16 protein-coding genes are annotated in these 15,218 nt (G+C 66.5%); 10 read left to right on the forward strand and 6 right to left on the reverse strand.

Annotation, left to right across the window (positions count from 1 at the left end; translation table 11 throughout):
• Nucleotides 1–90: 90 nt before the first annotated feature.
• From SD196_RS00205 to SD196_RS00215, 3 genes are all read left to right on the forward strand, one after another.
• A complete protein-coding gene (locus SD196_RS00205) occupies nucleotides 91–612 on the forward strand; it encodes a sigma-70 family RNA polymerase sigma factor (protein ID WP_416310937.1) in 522 nt (173 codons plus the stop codon).
• Nucleotides 609–1,547 carry a FecR family protein gene (locus SD196_RS00210; RefSeq protein WP_416310938.1) on the forward strand — a complete coding sequence of 313 codons (939 nt, stop codon included), beginning with the start codon at nucleotides 609–611 and terminating at the stop codon, nucleotides 1,545–1,547. The genes SD196_RS00205 and SD196_RS00210 overlap by 4 nt, the downstream gene beginning before the upstream one ends.
• 362 nt (nucleotides 1,548–1,909) lie before the next feature.
• Nucleotides 1,910–4,294, forward strand: a complete 2,385-nt coding sequence (locus SD196_RS00215) for a TonB-dependent receptor (protein ID WP_416310939.1) — start codon at nucleotides 1,910–1,912, stop codon at nucleotides 4,292–4,294.
• 28 nt (nucleotides 4,295–4,322) lie between these two features.
• Here the strand turns inward: SD196_RS00215 and SD196_RS00220 are convergent, their stop codons facing one another.
• Nucleotides 4,323–4,640, reverse strand: coding sequence for a putative quinol monooxygenase (locus tag SD196_RS00220; RefSeq protein ID WP_416310940.1), 318 nt, complete (start codon nucleotides 4,638–4,640; stop codon nucleotides 4,323–4,325).
• Between the two features lie 311 nt (nucleotides 4,641–4,951).
• Between SD196_RS00220 and SD196_RS00225 the strand changes: the two genes are divergently transcribed.
• Nucleotides 4,952–5,884, forward strand: a complete 933-nt coding sequence (locus SD196_RS00225) for an AraC family transcriptional regulator (protein ID WP_275609493.1) — start codon at nucleotides 4,952–4,954, stop codon at nucleotides 5,882–5,884.
• A 305-nt stretch (nucleotides 5,885–6,189) separates the two neighbouring features.
• Here SD196_RS00225 and SD196_RS00230 read toward each other — a convergent pair whose 3' ends face one another.
• On the reverse strand, nucleotides 6,190–6,576 hold the full coding sequence (locus tag SD196_RS00230) for a VOC family protein (protein ID WP_275609494.1): 387 nt from the start codon (nucleotides 6,574–6,576) through the stop codon (nucleotides 6,190–6,192).
• Nucleotides 6,577–6,754: 178 nt separating this feature from the next.
• Here SD196_RS00230 and SD196_RS00235 point away from each other — a divergent pair, with 178 nt between their 5' ends.
• Nucleotides 6,755–8,257 carry a YdgA family protein gene (locus SD196_RS00235; protein ID WP_275609495.1) on the forward strand — a complete coding sequence of 501 codons (1,503 nt, stop codon included), beginning with the start codon at nucleotides 6,755–6,757 and terminating at the stop codon, nucleotides 8,255–8,257.
• A 197-nt stretch (nucleotides 8,258–8,454) separates the two neighbouring features.
• Here SD196_RS00235 and trpA read toward each other — a convergent pair whose 3' ends face one another.
• Nucleotides 8,455–9,261: a tryptophan synthase subunit alpha gene (gene trpA, locus SD196_RS00240; protein WP_275609496.1), complete on the reverse strand. Its 807-nt coding sequence runs from the start codon at nucleotides 9,259–9,261 to the stop codon at nucleotides 8,455–8,457.
• Nucleotides 9,258–10,466 carry a tryptophan synthase subunit beta gene (gene trpB / locus SD196_RS00245; protein WP_331315203.1) on the reverse strand — a complete coding sequence of 403 codons (1,209 nt, stop codon included), beginning with the start codon at nucleotides 10,464–10,466 and terminating at the stop codon, nucleotides 9,258–9,260. Before trpB ends, trpA begins: the two co-directional genes overlap by 4 nt.
• Before the next feature lie 302 nt (nucleotides 10,467–10,768).
• Here trpB and SD196_RS00250 point away from each other — a divergent pair, with 302 nt between their 5' ends.
• The 4 genes from SD196_RS00250 to SD196_RS00265 all read left to right on the forward strand — a co-directional run bounded on the left by SD196_RS00250 (nucleotide 10,769) and on the right by SD196_RS00265 (nucleotide 12,733).
• Nucleotides 10,769–11,659, forward strand: coding sequence for a LysR family transcriptional regulator (locus SD196_RS00250; RefSeq protein ID WP_275609498.1), 891 nt, complete (start codon nucleotides 10,769–10,771; stop codon nucleotides 11,657–11,659).
• A gap of 107 nt (nucleotides 11,660–11,766) precedes the next feature.
• Entirely contained in the window at nucleotides 11,767–11,982 is a 216-nt protein-coding gene (locus tag SD196_RS00255) for a dodecin (protein WP_017518905.1), read from the forward strand.
• A 145-nt stretch (nucleotides 11,983–12,127) separates the two neighbouring features.
• Nucleotides 12,128–12,349: a DUF1161 domain-containing protein gene (locus SD196_RS00260; protein ID WP_275609499.1), complete on the forward strand. Its 222-nt coding sequence runs from the start codon at nucleotides 12,128–12,130 to the stop codon at nucleotides 12,347–12,349.
• Between the two features lie 147 nt (nucleotides 12,350–12,496).
• A complete protein-coding gene (locus tag SD196_RS00265) occupies nucleotides 12,497–12,733 on the forward strand; it encodes a DUF1161 domain-containing protein (protein WP_331315838.1) in 237 nt (78 codons plus the stop codon).
• Nucleotides 12,734–13,020: 287 nt separating this feature from the next.
• Here the strand turns inward: SD196_RS00265 and SD196_RS00270 are convergent, their stop codons facing one another.
• Nucleotides 13,021–13,446 (reverse strand): hypothetical protein, encoded by a 426-nt coding sequence (locus tag SD196_RS00270; RefSeq protein ID WP_343576050.1) that lies wholly within the window; start codon nucleotides 13,444–13,446, stop codon nucleotides 13,021–13,023.
• Between the two features lie 62 nt (nucleotides 13,447–13,508).
• Nucleotides 13,509–13,925, reverse strand: coding sequence for a hypothetical protein (locus SD196_RS00275; protein WP_416310941.1), 417 nt, complete (start codon nucleotides 13,923–13,925; stop codon nucleotides 13,509–13,511).
• 68 nt (nucleotides 13,926–13,993) lie between these two features.
• Between SD196_RS00275 and SD196_RS00280 the strand changes: the two genes are divergently transcribed.
• The gene (locus SD196_RS00280; RefSeq protein ID WP_416310942.1) at nucleotides 13,994–15,082 is read left to right on the forward strand and encodes an aminopeptidase; all 1,089 of its coding nucleotides are present in this window, start codon (nucleotides 13,994–13,996) and stop codon (nucleotides 15,080–15,082) included.
• Nucleotides 15,083–15,218: the final 136 nt, after the last annotated feature.

The following is a 15,218-nucleotide window of genomic DNA, read 5'->3' on the forward strand; positions in this document are numbered from 1 at the left end:
TCGATAATAATTCTCGATTCGGTGTATGCTGCCCACCCTTCGCATCGGCCTGACGGACGTCGGCCGGTTTTCCAGGGTATTTCGGCCATCATGCGGCGCATCGCCTCCTCCTCCCTGCTGCAGAGCTTCCAGGCGCACTATGCGGACCTGATGCGCTTCCTTGCGCGGCGGTTGGGGGACAACCAGCGCGCGGCGGACGTGGCCCAGGACACCTGGCTGCGCCTGGCCGACCAGCCCGCCGAGGCCGAGGTGCAGGACCCGCGCGCCTACCTGTTCCGCGTCGCCAGCAACATCGCCATCGACAACCTGCGCCGTGAGGGCCGGCTGGCTGAACTGCATGTCGACGAAGCCGCCGCCAATGACCTGAGCGATCCCGCCTCCACGCTGGAGCACCGCTTGCTCGCCCACGAGGCACTGGAGCATCTGGATGCGGCGCTCGACCAGTTGCCGCCCAACGTTCGCCAGGCGCTGTTGATGAACCGCCTCGACGGCCTGACCCACTCGCAGATCGCCCGGCACCTGGGCGTGTCCGAGAGCATGGTGGGCAAGTACATCGTCCAGGCCATGCGCCATTGCCGCGACTGGGCGCAGCGCCAGGAGGACACGCCATGAGCCGCGTGGACCTGGCGCTTTCCGACGACGCCATCGAGCGCCTGGCGCAATTGCATTCGGGCAGCGCTGGCGCCGCTGAGCGCATGGAGTTCCTGCGCTGGCGCGGACAGAGCCCGGAACACGAGCGCGCTGCCCGCGAGGCCGAGGCGCTCTGGGGCGCCCTGCCGGAAACCCGCAACGCCGAAGAGTACCGCCGTCGCGCCCGATACCTGCGGCGCTGGCCGGCGCTGGCTGTTGCGGCCTGTGTCGCCGCGATTGCCGTGACCCTCGCCCTGCCCGAACCGCTGGCCGGGCTGTATGCCGATTACGCCACCCGCACCGGCGAGCGGCGAATGCTGGAGCTGGCCGATGGCAGCCGCGTGTGGCTGAACAGCGGCAGCGCGCTGTCGGTGGATTTCAGCCCTCTGCAACGGCGCCTGCGCCTGCACAGTGGCGAAGCCTTGTTCGAAGTGGCCAAGGATGCCGCGCGCCCCTTCATCGTCGAGGCAAGGGGCGGCGAGGTGCGTGCCGTGGGTACGCGCTTTGATGTGGACAGCCGTGGGCCGCAGGTGCGCGTGGACGTGACTGAAGGCGTGGTGCAGGTGAACAGTGCCGGCAGCGAGCCGGTGCGGTTGTCCGCCGGGGAGCGCCTGAGCTACCGCGAGTCTGCCGCGCCCGAGGCGGTGCAGCCGCTGGACCTGTCCAGCGCCAGTGCCTGGCAGCGCGGCAAGCTGATCTTCAACCAGCGCCCGCTGGGCGAGGTGCTCGATGAACTGGAGCGCTACGTGCCCGGCCGCATCGTGCTGACCGACAGCGCGCTGCGCCAGCACAAGGTCAGTGGCGTGTTCGATCTCAAGGACCCTGAGGCTTTGCTCAAGACGCTGGAGCGCTTGCAGCCGGTGAAGGTCACGCATCTGCCGTGGCTGGTGCTGATCCGCCCGGCCCCAAAAACCTGACGTCGCGCTTTTCGTAGGACCGAGGGGGACGCCTAGTCCTTGCTCGCGAACCGCACGACTGCGGAGCCGCCGGGAAATCTGTTCGCGAGCAAGCTCGCTCCTACAAAGGACGCCCGGCCCTATGCCGGGCTGAGCCGTAGGGCGAATAACGCCCCAGGCGTTATTCGCCGCTCGCACCGTATCGGCGGATGAAGCGTGCCGTTTCATTCGCCCTACGAAAGCGGTTGCCGCCCTCTCACACAAGAAAATGAAAATATTTTCCATTCAGCACTGCAAGGTTCGGCTGGCCGTTTCGTCGTAGGCATGAGCGCGAAAAATTCTCAATACGCGACCCTGCCCACACAAGAACGGATTTCACCCGCATGCATTACCGTCCTTCCCCGCTGCACCGCGCGATCCTGCTCGCTTCCCTGCTCGGCGCCGCCGCTCCCGTCGTCCACGCTGCCGGCAATGCCGCCGTCGAGTTGCACATCGCGCCGCGCAGCCTGGACAGCGCGCTGACCCAGTTCGCCGACCAGGCCGGGTTGCACCTGCTGTTCAACTCCGAGGACATCCAGGGCCTGCAGAGCGAAGGGCTGGACGGCACCTACACCACCGAAGAGGCGCTCAATCAGCTGCTCTCCGGCAGTGGCGTGAGCTGGCGCTTCACCGACGAGCGCACCGTGCTGCTCAAGCGCGAGAAGGACGATTCCGCCGCCCTGAGCCTGGCACCAATGCAGATCAGCGTGGCGGCGCGCACGCCCACCGACATCAGCTCGATTCCCGGTACCGTCTGGGTAGTCGATCAGACTCAGCTGCGCGAGCAATTGGACACCGGCGTGAGCCTGAAGGAGGCCGTGGGAAAGCTGGTTCCCGGTCTTGACCTGGCGCCCGAGGGCCGCACCAACTACGGCCAGAACATGCGCGGGCGCAACGTGCTGGTGATGATCGACGGTGTCAGCCAGAACAGCTCGCGTGGCCTGTCGCGCCAGTTCGACAGCATCTCGCCGTTCAACGTCGAGCGCATCGAAGTGCTCTCCGGCGCCAGCGCCATCTACGGCGGCGGCGCCACCGGCGGCATCATCAACATCATCACCAAGAAGGGCGCGGCCGGCGATGCGCGTTTCGAGACGCAACTGGGCGCCACCAGCGGCTTCAACAACAGCGACGACCTGTCCACCCGCGCCGCGCAATCCATCAGCGGCGGCAGCGACCGCGTGGCGGGCCGCCTGGGTGTGTCGGCGGAGAAGAACGAAGCCTTCTACGACGGCGCCGGCAACCAGATCTTCATCGACAACACCCAGACCGACCTGCAGTACAACCGCACCGTCGACGTGATGGGCAACCTCACTGCGCAATTCACCGACGAGCAGAGCCTCGACCTGCTGGCGCAGTACTACGATTCGGGCAACGACGGCAGCACCGGCATCTACTTTCCCAACCTGAAGTACCAGGGCCCATCGAACCTAGAGGACGCGGAAATCCGCAATGGCCTGGATACCGATCTGGAGCCGCGCTCGCGCCGCGTGCTGCTCAACGCCAACTATCACCACAGCAACCTGCTGGAGCAGGACTTCTACCTGCAGGCGTACTACCGCAAGGAAGACGACAACTTCTATCCCTTCCCCTACTACAACGCCGGCAAGCCCACCGGCTCCAGGGGCGTGTACTTCGCCGCCTCGCAGCAGAACTTCGAGGTCAGCGGCTTGAAGGGCCTGTTCAGCAAGCAGTGGGATTCGCTCAAGTTCACCTACGGCGTGGACTTCGACCACGAGCGCTTCAACGCCGAGCAGAAGGTCTTCGACCAGCGGCTGTCCTCCGAGAGCGGCGGCCTGGACCTGGAAACCGCCAGCAGCGCGCCGCGCTACCCGAGCTACATCGTCGACGGCCTGTCGGTGTACGGCCAGCTGGACTGGAAGGTGACCGACAACCTGACCCTCTCCGGCGGCGCGCGCCACCAGAAGATGGACGTCGAGGTGGACGATTTCAAAGGCGTGCCCGGCGGCAGCAACGACTACCAGGTCAACCTGTTCAACCTCGGGGCGATCTACGACTTCAAGAACGGCCACCAGCTCTGGAGCAACTACAGCGAAGGCTTCGACCTGCCCGACCCGGCCAAGTACTACGGCAAGCCCGGCCTGTCGGTGGACGACAACCCGCTGGCGGGCATCAAGAGCCGCCAGGTCGAGACCGGCTGGCGCTACAGCGACATGCAGTGGCAGGCGCAGGCGGCGGTGTACTACATCTGGTCGGACAAGATCATCACCACCGACCAGGCGACCCTGACCATCGACGTGGAAGACCAGAAGAGCCGCGATTTCGGCTTCGAGGGCGCGGTCACCCGCTACTTCGACAACGGCTGGCAGGGCGGCACCACGCTGCACCTGGTGCGCTCGGAAGAGGAAGATGCCGATGGCGACTGGATCAAGCGCGATGCGCGCTATGCGTCGCTGTCCAAGTCCACCGCCTTCGTCGGCTGGGGCGATGGCGAGCGCAGTGCGCGCCTGCAGGCCCAGCATGCGTTCAACCTGAAGGACGACGCGGACCACGAGATCGACGGCTACACCACCTTCGACCTGATGGGCGAGCAGAAGACCGGCTTCGGCACCTTCAGCGCCGGTATCCAGAACCTGCTGGACAAGCAGTACAGCACCGTCTGGGGCCAGCGTGCCGCGCTGTTCTATTCGCCGACCTACGGGCCGGCCTACCTGTACGACTACCAGGGCCGCGGACGGACCTTCACGCTGGGCTGGAGCCTGGAATATTGAAGGGCTGAAAGCTCGGGACCTGAAAAACTCAGGCCACCTTTCCGGTGGCCTGATCGAGGGTTTCCACTATGCCGCCGCTGAGGCTTCGGCAGTGGGTGAAGAGTGCTTCGCTGAGCAGTTGCAGCGAGGGTGAAGCGAAGTAGGTCAGCAGTGCCTCCTCGTCGCGCCAGCGGCCTTGCAGCAGCCAGGGCTGGTTCGCCCCCTGCATGACCAGCCGGCACTCCTGGCAGCCCGGCGTGCGGCGGGCGCCGTCCACCAGGTTGTCGATCAGGGCGCCGAGCTGTGCTTCGTGTCCGCTGCGGGGATGAATCTGCAATTCATGTTCGATGGGTGTGTGCCAGGGCATGTCCTGTCCTCCGCGTTACATCGAAGAAGTCCGAAGGTGGCTCCTCGGACGACTGACAGGAAGATTACGGGCCGGGAAGCGCCCGGCGTTATCCGGATGCTGCCGGCTTCTTGCCTGATCCTGCGCGGTGCTCGCCAATCCATTGGAAACCCCGTGTTTGCGCCCTGCACCGTCACGGTGCGCGCGCCGATGCCCATACGGCTTGTCCATTTCTGCCGATTGCTTGCCTGATCCTCCAGCGGCTGCCTTACTGTCACACTCGTGCGCGCGCCGCGGGCGTAAGCTGCGTGCGCCGCCACTGGAGGTCCCGCATGTCCCAGCCCTACGATCCCGTTGCCGCCGGCCGCCAGGAACTGGCCGACATCATCCAGCGCCACTGCCAGGGAGAAGGCGTCTTCGAAACCGCCATCGATTCGCTGCTGCTGGCGCGCAGCGACTGCCCCAGCGAGGGGCGCATGCCCACCCTCTACCGCCCCGCCCTGTGCGTGATCGCCCAGGGCTGCAAGGAAGTGCGCCTGAGCAACGAGGTGTACCGTTACGACGAGCTCAACCTGCTGGTGGTGTCGGTGACCCTGCCGGTGTCCGGTCAGGTGATCGAGGCCTCGGAAGAAAAGCCCTACCTGTCGATCCGCCTGGACATCGATCCGGGCGAACTCACCCGGCTGATCGCCGAAGCCGGCCTGGCCGGCAGCACGCCGCGGCCGGCCAGCCGGGGCATCTACCTGCAGCGCGTGGACTGCACCGTGCTCGACGCCCTGCTGCGGCTCATGCGCCTGCTCGACAGCCCACGCGATATCCCGATGCTGGCGCCACTGTTCGTCCGCGAAATCCTCTACCGCCTGCTGCGCGGCCCGCAGGGGCACCTGCTGCACGACCTGGCGATGACCGACAGCCAGACCCACCGCGTCACCCGCGCTATCGAGTGGCTCAACCGCAACTTCGACAAATCCCTGCGCATCGAGGAGCTGGCGCGCGAGGTGAACCTCAGCGTGTCCACCCTGCACCACCGCTTCAAGGAAGTGACTGCGCTGAGTCCGCTGCAGTACCAGAAGCAATTGCGCCTGCAGGAAGCGCGGCGGTTGATGTTGTCGGAGGGACTGGAGGTGGCGGTGGCCGGGCATCGCGTGGGCTATGAGAGCCCGTCGCAGTTCAGCCGCGAATACAGCCGCCTGTTCGGCGCGCCGCCGCTGCGCGACCTGGCGAGCTTGCGCGGGGCGTTGGGAGAGGCCGCCGTGCCGGCGTGATCCGTGGGTTCAGATTGCTCGCGTAGGAGCGGACTTCGTCCGCGATGGCGTTTGCCGATTATCACCGAGGCTGGGTGGAGTATCGCGGACAGAGTCCGCTCCTACGGGTGTTTCATCCAGGCCTTGGCGCGCGGGATTTCCCCCTCACCCCAGCCCTCTCCCTCAGGGAGAGGGGGCCGTTCGGCATGCGTCGAGACAACTGAGTCAGCCGGCGGGCGCCGAGTTTTCAAAGCACTCGGGACCGTCCCCTCTCCCTTCAGGGAGAGGGTTAGGGAGAGGGCGTACCCAGGCACCGAAGCCGCATATCAGCGCTCGTAAAGCTCCAACGGCAACTCATCCGGATCTGCGAAGAAGGTGAACCGCTTGCCGGTCAGCTCATCCTCGCGAATCGGCTCGCATGTCACGCCATGGCTCTTCAGATGCGCCACGGCTGCGTCCAGGTCATCCACCGCAAACGCCAGGTGCCGCAGCCCCTGCGCCTCGGGATAGGACGGCCTGGGCGGCGCGCCGGGGAAGGAGAACAGCTCCAGCTGCGTTTCGCCCAACGCCAGGTCGAGCTTCCAGGAGTCGCGCGCTTCGCGGTAGGTCTCGGCGATCACCCGCAGCCCCAACACCTGGGTGTAGAAGTGCCGGGAGCGCGGGTAATCCGAGCAGATCAGGGCGATGTGGTGGACGCTGTGCAGCAGGGCCATGGCGGCTGGTTTCCGGGAATGATCGATCGAGCCATCCTGCCAGTCATACACCAGTGGTCAATGCTGGCTGTCTGAATCTGGTGGTTGGAGTGTGGGCATTGTGCCTGCTAGCATCGCGCCGCCAACCCAAACGGTCGACAGGATGTCCCCCGTACGGCCGCACACGAAAGGAAGCAGCATGAAAAAGACCGCCCTGGCCATCGCCATTCCCCTGGCCGTCGTCGGCGTTGCCGTCGCTGGCGCCTGGTACACCGGCTCGCGCGTCGAGCAGGAAATCACCCGCGGCATCGAACAGGCCAACACCCTCCTCAAGACTGATGCCCCCGACCTGGGCATGAGCGTCTCCCTGCTCGGCGTGGAACGGGGCCTGCTGTCCAGCAACGCGCGCTACCAGGTCACCATTGCCGGCGACGAAGGCGAGGCGCCCACCACCCTGGTGTTCACCGACCGCCTGGAACACGGCCCCTTCCCGGCTTCGCGCCTGGCGGCCGGCAAGCTGGCGCCGGTCATGGCGCAGAGTCATTTCGCCCTGGAGCAGAACGAATTCACCGCACCGCTGTTCGCCGCCGCCGCAGGCAAGGCACCGATCAGCGGTGAGCTGGCCATCCATTACGACCAGCGCCAGGAAGGCGTCTTTGAGAGCGCCGCCCTGCAGTTCGCCCAGGACGGCGAGAGCCTGCGCCTATCGCCGGCCAGGATGAACTTCAGCGTGTCCGGCGACCGCAAGGACGTGCGCGCCGATGGCCAGTTGGCCGAGGCCGACCTGGTGTTCTTCGACCCGCAGAGCAGCCAACCGGTGCAGGTTGAGCTGCGCGACCTGGGCATCGCCGGCGACAAGAAGGAAAACGCCAATGGCTTCGCCCTCGGCCCCAGCTCGGTCAGCCTCAAGAGCCTGCGCGTGAAGGCCCCGGGCAGCCCGGAAGTGGAACTGCGCCAGACCGTCGGCGAGGAAGTGCTCAAGCAGGGCGAGAAGGGCCTGGACCAGACGCTGTCCTACCGCGTCGGCCAACTGCTGGTGCAGGGCCAGGAGATCGGTGGCCTGAAGCTCGACACCAGCTTGCGCAACCTCGATGAAGGTACTCTCAAGTCCCTCAAGGAAACCTACAACCAGTACGGCATGAGCAGCGTCGGCGATACCGGCGAGCTGACTCCGGAGCAGGAGGAAGCACTCAAGGGCCAGTTCCTGCGCCTGCTCGACAGCTCGCCGAAGCTGGCGCTGGACGAGCTCTCGCTGCAGACCGCCCACGGCGTGGCGAAGGTGTCCCTCGCCGTGGACCTGCGCAAGCCCGCGAAGGCTGCCCAGACCCCGGACGAGATGGCCCGCAGCGTGCTGGCATCGCTCACCGCCAACCTGAAGGTGGACAAGGCGGTGATCGGCGACGTCGTCTCGTTGCAGGCTGCCCTGGGTGGCGCAGAGGCCGGTAGCGTCGACCCGGTGGCGCTCAAGCAGCAGACCGACGCCATGACCGACCTGTTCAGCGGCATGGCGCTGCAATCGGAGTGGGCGGTGCTCGATGGCAACAGCCTGAGCAGCTCGCTGGCCTACGCCGACGACAAGGTGAAGTTCAACGGCAAGGACATGACCACGGAGGAGTTCGTCGCCTTTGCCATGGGCTCGGCGCAGGGGCTGGGCCTGGGCGCTGGCGCCGATGAAGGGGCGGTAGAGCAAGCGGTGGAATGAGCCTCGCCTGAAATGAAAAAGCCCGGCTTTCGCCGGGCTTTTTTCTGGGTGTGGACTTTGATTTTGTAGGAGCGAGCTTGCTCGCGAACAGGTTCACCGGCAGCGCTGGCGCTGGGCGGGTTCGCGAGCAAGCTCGCTCTCACAGAAAAGCAGTCCTCAGCACGATCGTAGGATGGCGTGGAGCCGAATAGCAGTCCTCAGCGGGCGTTACGCACGCCTTCAGCCAGTTCGCGGCACAGGCCGAGCACGCCTTGCACCGCGTCGGCGGAGCTTTCCGCGTTGGCGATCTTGTCCACCAGCGCCGAGCCCACCACCACGCCATCGGCCAGGCGGGCGATGCTCGCCGCGTGTTCCGGGGTGCGGATGCCGAAGCCGATGGAGACCGGCAGGTCGGTGTGGCGGCGCAGACGCGCCACGGCCTGCTCGACGTGCTCCAGGGTCGCAGCGCCGGCGCCGGTCACGCCGGCCACCGAGACGTAGTAGACGAAGCCCGAGCTGCCGTTGAGCACGGTCGGCAGGCGCTTGTCATCGGTGGTCGGGGTGGTCAGGCGGATGAAGTCCAGGCCGGCGGCCTGGGCCGGGTCGCACAGGTCTTCGTTGTGCTCGGGCGGCAGGTCTACCACGATCAGGCCGTCGACGCCGGCCTCCTTGGCGTCGGCGATGAACTTGTCCACACCGTAGTAGTGGATCGGGTTGAAGTAGCCCATCAGCACCAGCGGCGTGGTGCTGTCGTCCTGGCGGAATTCGCGGACCATCTTCAGCGTCTTGGCCAGGTTCTGGCCGTTGCCCAGGGCGCGGATGTTCGCCAGCTGGATCGCCGGGCCGTCGGCCATCGGATCGGTGAACGGCATGCCCAGCTCGATCACGTCGGCGCCGGCGGCCGGCAGGCCCTTGAGGATGTCCAGCGAGGTGGAGTAACCCGGGTCGCCGGCGGTGATGAAGGTCACCAGGGCGGCGCGGTTCTGCTGTTTCAGTTCGGCGAAGCGGGTCTGCAGGCGGCTCATGCTTTCTGCTCCTGTTGCATGTGGTGCATGACGGTCTGCATGTCCTTGTCGCCACGACCGGACAGGTTCACCACCATGATGTGGTCCTTGGGCAGGTTCGGCGCGCGCTTGAAGACTTCGGCCAGCGCGTGGGAGGACTCCAGCGCGGGGATGATGCCTTCCAGGCGGCAGCAGGTGTGGAAGGCTTCCAGCGCCTCATGGTCGGTGATCGAGGTGTACTCGACGCGGCCGATGTCGTGCAGCCACGCGTGCTCCGGGCCGATGCCGGGGTAGTCCAGGCCGGCGGAGATGGAGTGCGCGTCGATGATCTGGCCGTCCTCGTCCTGCAGCAGGAAGGTGCGGTTGCCGTGCAGCACGCCCGGTACGCCGCCGTTCAGGCTGGCCGCGTGCTTGCCGGTCTCGATGCCGTGGCCGGCGGCTTCGACGCCGACGATCTTGACGCTGGCGTCATCGAGGAAGGGGTGGAACAGGCCCATGGCGTTGGAACCGCCGCCGATGCAGGCGACGAGCGAGTCGGGCAGGCGCCCTTCCTTCTCGGCCAGCTGCTCGCGGGTTTCCTTGCCGATCACCGCCTGGAAGTCGCGGACCATTGCCGGGTACGGGTGCGGGCCGGCCACGGTGCCGATCAGGTAGAAGGTGCTCTCGACGTTGGTCACCCAGTCGCGCAGGGCTTCGTTCATCGCGTCCTTCAGGGTGCCGGTGCCGGCGGTGACCGGGATCACCTCGGCGCCCAGCAGCTTCATGCGGAACACGTTGGCCTGCTGGCGATCGATGTCGGTGGTGCCCATGTAGATCACGCACTGCAGGCCGAAGCGCGCGGCCACGGTGGCAGTGGCCACGCCGTGCATGCCGGCGCCGGTCTCGGCGATGATGCGCTGCTTGCCCATGCGCTTGGCCAGGAGGATCTGGCCGATGCAGTTGTTGATCTTGTGCGCGCCGGTGTGGTTCAGCTCTTCGCGCTTCAGGTAGATCTTCGCGCCGCCGCAGTGCTCGGTCAGGCGCTCGGCGAAGTACAGCGGGCTCGGGCGGCCGACGTAGTCGCGCTGGAAGTAGGCCAGTTCCTTCTGGAACTGCGGATCGTCCTTGGCCTTCTCGTATTCGCGGGCCAGGTCGTGGATCAGCGGCATCAGGGTTTCGGCGACGTACTGGCCGCCGAAGCTGCCGAACAGGCCCTTGGCGTCGGGACCGTTGCGCAGTGTGGACATGGGATCACTCCTGGATCGTGTCTCTTTCTGAGACATTGTGCCTGGGCTTCCCCTCTCCCCAGCCCTCTCCCTGAAGGGAGAGGGAGCTGTATGTGCCGGCTGATATCGAAGTTTCATCCTGCGCCGGACGGGTCCCCTCTCCCGCTTGCGGGAGAGGGTTAGGGAGAGGGGCTCTATTCTTGTAGGAGCGGGCCGTGCCCGCGATACACCTACGAAAGTTGGCTCAGGATACGGCTGTGTGATGACTGGGAAAAGCGATAAGATTGCTTCAACCTGTCAGAAAAACTCACGGATTGATCGCCATGAGCCGAGACCTTCCCCCGCTCAATGCCCTGCGCGCCTTCGAGGCCGCGGCGCGTCTGCGCGGCGTGAGCCCAGCGGCGGACGAGCTCAGCGTCACCCACGGCGCGGTGAGCCGGCAGATCCGTCAGTTGGAGGAGGACCTGGGCGTCACCCTGTTCGTCAAGGACGGGCGCGGCGTAAAACTCACCGATGCCGGCCAGCGCCTGAGCGAAGTCGCCAGCGATTCCTTCGAACGCCTGCGCAGCGTCTGCTCCGAGCTGCGCCGCCAGGCCGACGGCAACGCGCCCTTCGTGCTCGGCTGTCCGGGCAGCCTGCTCGCCCGCTGGTTCATCCCGCGTCTGGACCGGCTGAACCGCGACCTGCCCGGCCTGCGCCTGCAACTGTCGGCCAGCGAGGGCGAGATCGACCCGCGCCGCGCCGGTCTCGATGCCACCCTGCACTTCGCCGAGCCGCCGTGGCCGGCGGACATGCAGGTGCACGAACTGGCGGTGGAGCGCGTCGGTCCGGTGCTCAGCCCGCGTTACTCGCGCTTCGCCGAACTCTGCGCGGCGCCGGCCACCGCGCTGATGGACGAGTCTCTGCTGTACACCACCTCGCGCCCGCAGGCCTGGCCGGCGTGGGCGACCAACAGTGGCCTGGACGCCGGCGCCTTGCGCCTCGGGCAGGGTTTCGAACACCTCTACTACCTGCTGGAAGCGGCGGTGGCCGGCCTGGGCGTGGCCATCGCGCCGCAGCAGGTGGTGGCCGACGATCTCGCCGCCGGTCGCCTGGCTGCGCCCTGGGGCTTCGTCGAAACCCGCGCGCGGCTGGCGCTCTGGGTGCCCGCGCGGCTACCCGACCGGCGCGCGGTGCTGCTGGCGGACTGGCTGCGCGGCGAACTGAAAGTCTGAGCGAGTCTGCGGCTTGCGCCGTTTGCCCTGAGTCCACCCCTCTACTAGTGTCCTAGGAAGGCGCTGGCACTCTGCCTGTGCCGCGCGGCGGATACAGGAGAGCGGACATGTCGAATCATCACACCTACAAGAAGATCGAACTGGTTGGATCCTCGCGCACCAGCATCGAGGACGCCATCAACAACGCCTTGGCAGAGGCGGCCAAGAGTATCGACTTCCTGGAGTGGTTCGAGGTGGTCGACACCCGCGGGCACATCGAGAACGGCGCGGTGGGTCACTATCAGGTGACCATTAAGGTGGGCTTCCGGATCGCCAACAGCTGAGGGCAGTCGGGAAGCCGCGACTGACCCTCCGACTTTTGTCATGCGTGTCTGCGATGCTCGCAGCGCGTCTTGAGCGGTGCACCGGGTTTGCCCGGCTTTCGGCCCGGCTGGGCCTTTTTCTTTGAATGGCGAGGGAGCGTTAACGATGAAGAAGTTTCTGTTGGCCGTGGGGGTCTTCGCACTGGCGGGTAATGTCCTGGCCGCCGGCAAACCGTGCGAGGAGCTGAAATCGGAGATCGACGCGAAGCTCAAAGCCAAGGGCGTCACCTCCTACACGCTGGAGATCGTCGACAAGGGCTCTGCTACCGACAAGAAGGTCGTGGGCACCTGCGATGGCGGCACGAAGGAAATCGTCTACTCGAAGTAAACCCTGCGCAGTGGATGAACTGGCCGGGAGCCCGCATGGGCCCCGGCCTTTTTCTTGGCTGCCCGCCCGGCACTCTGTCGCCCGGCGGTGGTCCACCGTTAGGATAGAGTGCCCCGCGTGGGGGTATGACGAGGGATTGCGATGACGATGAAATGGGCCGTGGCGACAAGCGTGGCGTTGCTGCTGGTGACGCCGGCGAGCTGGGCGGTGCCCAAGTCGTGCGAAGAGCTCAAGGCGGAGATCGAGACCAAGATCCAGGCCGCCGGGGTGACCTCCTACACCCTGGAGATCGTGGACAAATCCGAGGTGAAGGATCCGAGCATGGTGGTCGGCAGCTGCGACGGCGGGAAGCGGCGGATCATCTACCAGAAGAACGACAGCTGACGAACGCCGGATTGTTCTTCTGAGTAGGAGCGAGCTTGCTCGCGAACAGGATTGGCCGGCCACGCAAGCACTGGGCGGGGTTCGCGAGCAAGCTCGCTCCTACAGGTGTATCGGCGCGGGGAATTGCCCCTCACCCCAGCCCTCTCCCAAGGGGAGAGGGAGCCGTTCGTGCCGGCTGGAGCTGTGGTTTCAACCTGCGCCGACCAGTCCCCTCTCCCGTCGGGAGAGGGTTAGGGTGAGGGAAAATAGTCGGCACGCGATGTCCCCGCGATCCATCCGTTCGGCGCCTAGAACGGCCCGCAGCTCACCGCTCCCTGGAAGTCCGTCTTCGCCACCAGCGTTCCGCTGGCATCGGTCAGCAGCGCCAGGGCGCTGCGCAGCTGCGGGCGCAGTTCCAGGCGGTAGCGCTGGCCCGCGGCGAAGCCGTCGTAGGTCACCTTGACCCGGCAGGTCAGCTCCGAGGGCTCGCTGTTCATGCCCATGCCGCCGCCGGCGGGGACTTCGTACTGGAAGCGCACCACCAGGTCGTGGCGGCCGGGCGTCACCTGGAAATAGCGCCCGTCGTTGACCGACTTGCCGTCCAGTCGCTCGGCCATCAGCGTCTTGCCGGGCGTGGTGTAGAGATCGACCCAGGCCAGCTGCGGGTCGTGGGCGGGCAGCGGGCCGGCGCAGGCCCCCAGCAGGGCGAGGGCGAAGAGCAGACACAGGCGCATGACGGTTCACCGTGGCGAAGGAACGATGGCCACAGCATAACCCCGTGCCGGCTCGGCGAGGGTCAGGCGCGATCGCAACCGCGCTCGCGGCCCCGGGCGATTTCGTTGGATTGCGCGTCATACAGCTTGGCCCAGGGGCGGAAGCCGATGCTGCCGGTTTCCAGGCGATAACGCTGGCCGGCGGCGAAGTCCTTGTACTTCACCGTCATCTCGCAGTCGCGCCAGAGCGCTTCGTCCACCGGGCCGATATCCACCGGTTCGACCTGGAACTGGAAGCGCACGCGCAGCTCGTGCTGCCCCGGATCGACCTCGAAGTAGCGCGAGCTGGGCCACTCCTTTTCGTCGACTTTCGTCGCCGCGAGGTCGCTTTTACTGTTGGTGTCCAGGTCGATCCAGGCGCGGTTCGGGTCGGGCTGAGGCAGCAGCAGGGAACAGCCGCTCAGGGCGAGCAGGCTGATGACAGTGAGAACGGCGCGCATCGGGGGGGACTCCTGGGTAGGTTACGTCGTGCCAGCGGGCGGACCAGGCGCTGTGCTATGTTCCGCGCATGCCCTTCCGCCTTCTTATCCCGACACTCGACCGTCGCCTGTGCCGCTGGGTTCCCTGCCTGGCGATCTGGGCGCTGAGCGGTTGTTCCACGGTGAGTTATTATGGGCAGCTGGCCGATGGGCAGCTGCGCCTTCTGGCCGCCCGCGAACCGGTCACCGAGGTCGTTGCCGACCCCTCCCGCGATCCCGTGCTGCGCCGGCGCCTGGAACAGTCCCAGGAGGCGCGCGCCTTCGCCAGCGCCGCGCTGGGCCTGCCGGATAACCAGAGCTATCGCCTTTACGCCGATATCCACAGGCCCAACGTGGTGTGGAACGTCTTCGCCACCCCGGAGCTGTCGCTGCGGCCGGTGACCCACTGCTTCCCCATCGCCGGCTGCGTGGCCTACCGCGGTTACTATGGCGAGGCTGGCGCGCAGGGCGAGGCGACGCGGCTGCAGGAACAGGGGATGGACGTCTACGTCGGCGGCGTCGAGGCCTACTCGACCCTCGGCTGGTTCAACGACCCGATCCTCAGCAGCATGCTGCGCTGGGGCGACCAACGCCTGGCCGAGACCATCTTCCACGAGCTGGCGCACCAGAAGTTCTACCTGCCGGGCGACACCGCCTTCAACGAATCCTTCGCCTCCTTCGTCGAGGCCGAGGGTGGCCGCCGCTGGCGTGCCGCGCGTGGTCTGGCGGACGAGTCGCCGCAACTGGAAGCGCAGCGCAAGCGCTTCACCCAGCTGGTGCTCGATACCCGCAAGCGCCTGCACACGCTCTACGCCAGCCCGCGCAGCGACGCCGAGAAGCGCGCCGGCAAGGCGGCGGAATTCGAGCGCCTGCGCCACGAGTACCGCGAGCTGTGTGATCACGAATGGGGCGGCAAGGCGCCATTCGACAACTGGGTCAACGGCCCGCTGAACAACGCCAAGCTGCTGCCCTTTGGGCTCTACGACCAGTGGGTGCCCGCCTTCGCCGCGCTGTTCGCCCAGGTGGGCGGCAACTGGCCGGCGTTCTATGCGCGGGTGGAAAAGCTCGGGGCGATGCCGCCGGCGCAGCGCACGGCAGCGCTGGAGAGGCTGCTGGCGGGGCAGCGGGTGGCGTTCTGACGCCGCCGCCGCTTTTCGTAGGAGCGAGCTCGCTCGCGAACGGACTGCCCGGCAGCTCCAGTGTTGGGCGGTTCGCGAGCAAGCTCGCTCCTACAGGCCGCCGCCGGCGTCGATTTCGGTCATCGTTCCCACGGAG

Source organism: Pseudomonas macauensis, from assembly GCF_047902425.1.
In the GTDB taxonomy this organism is placed as follows: Bacteria; Pseudomonadota; Gammaproteobacteria; order Pseudomonadales; family Pseudomonadaceae; genus Pseudomonas.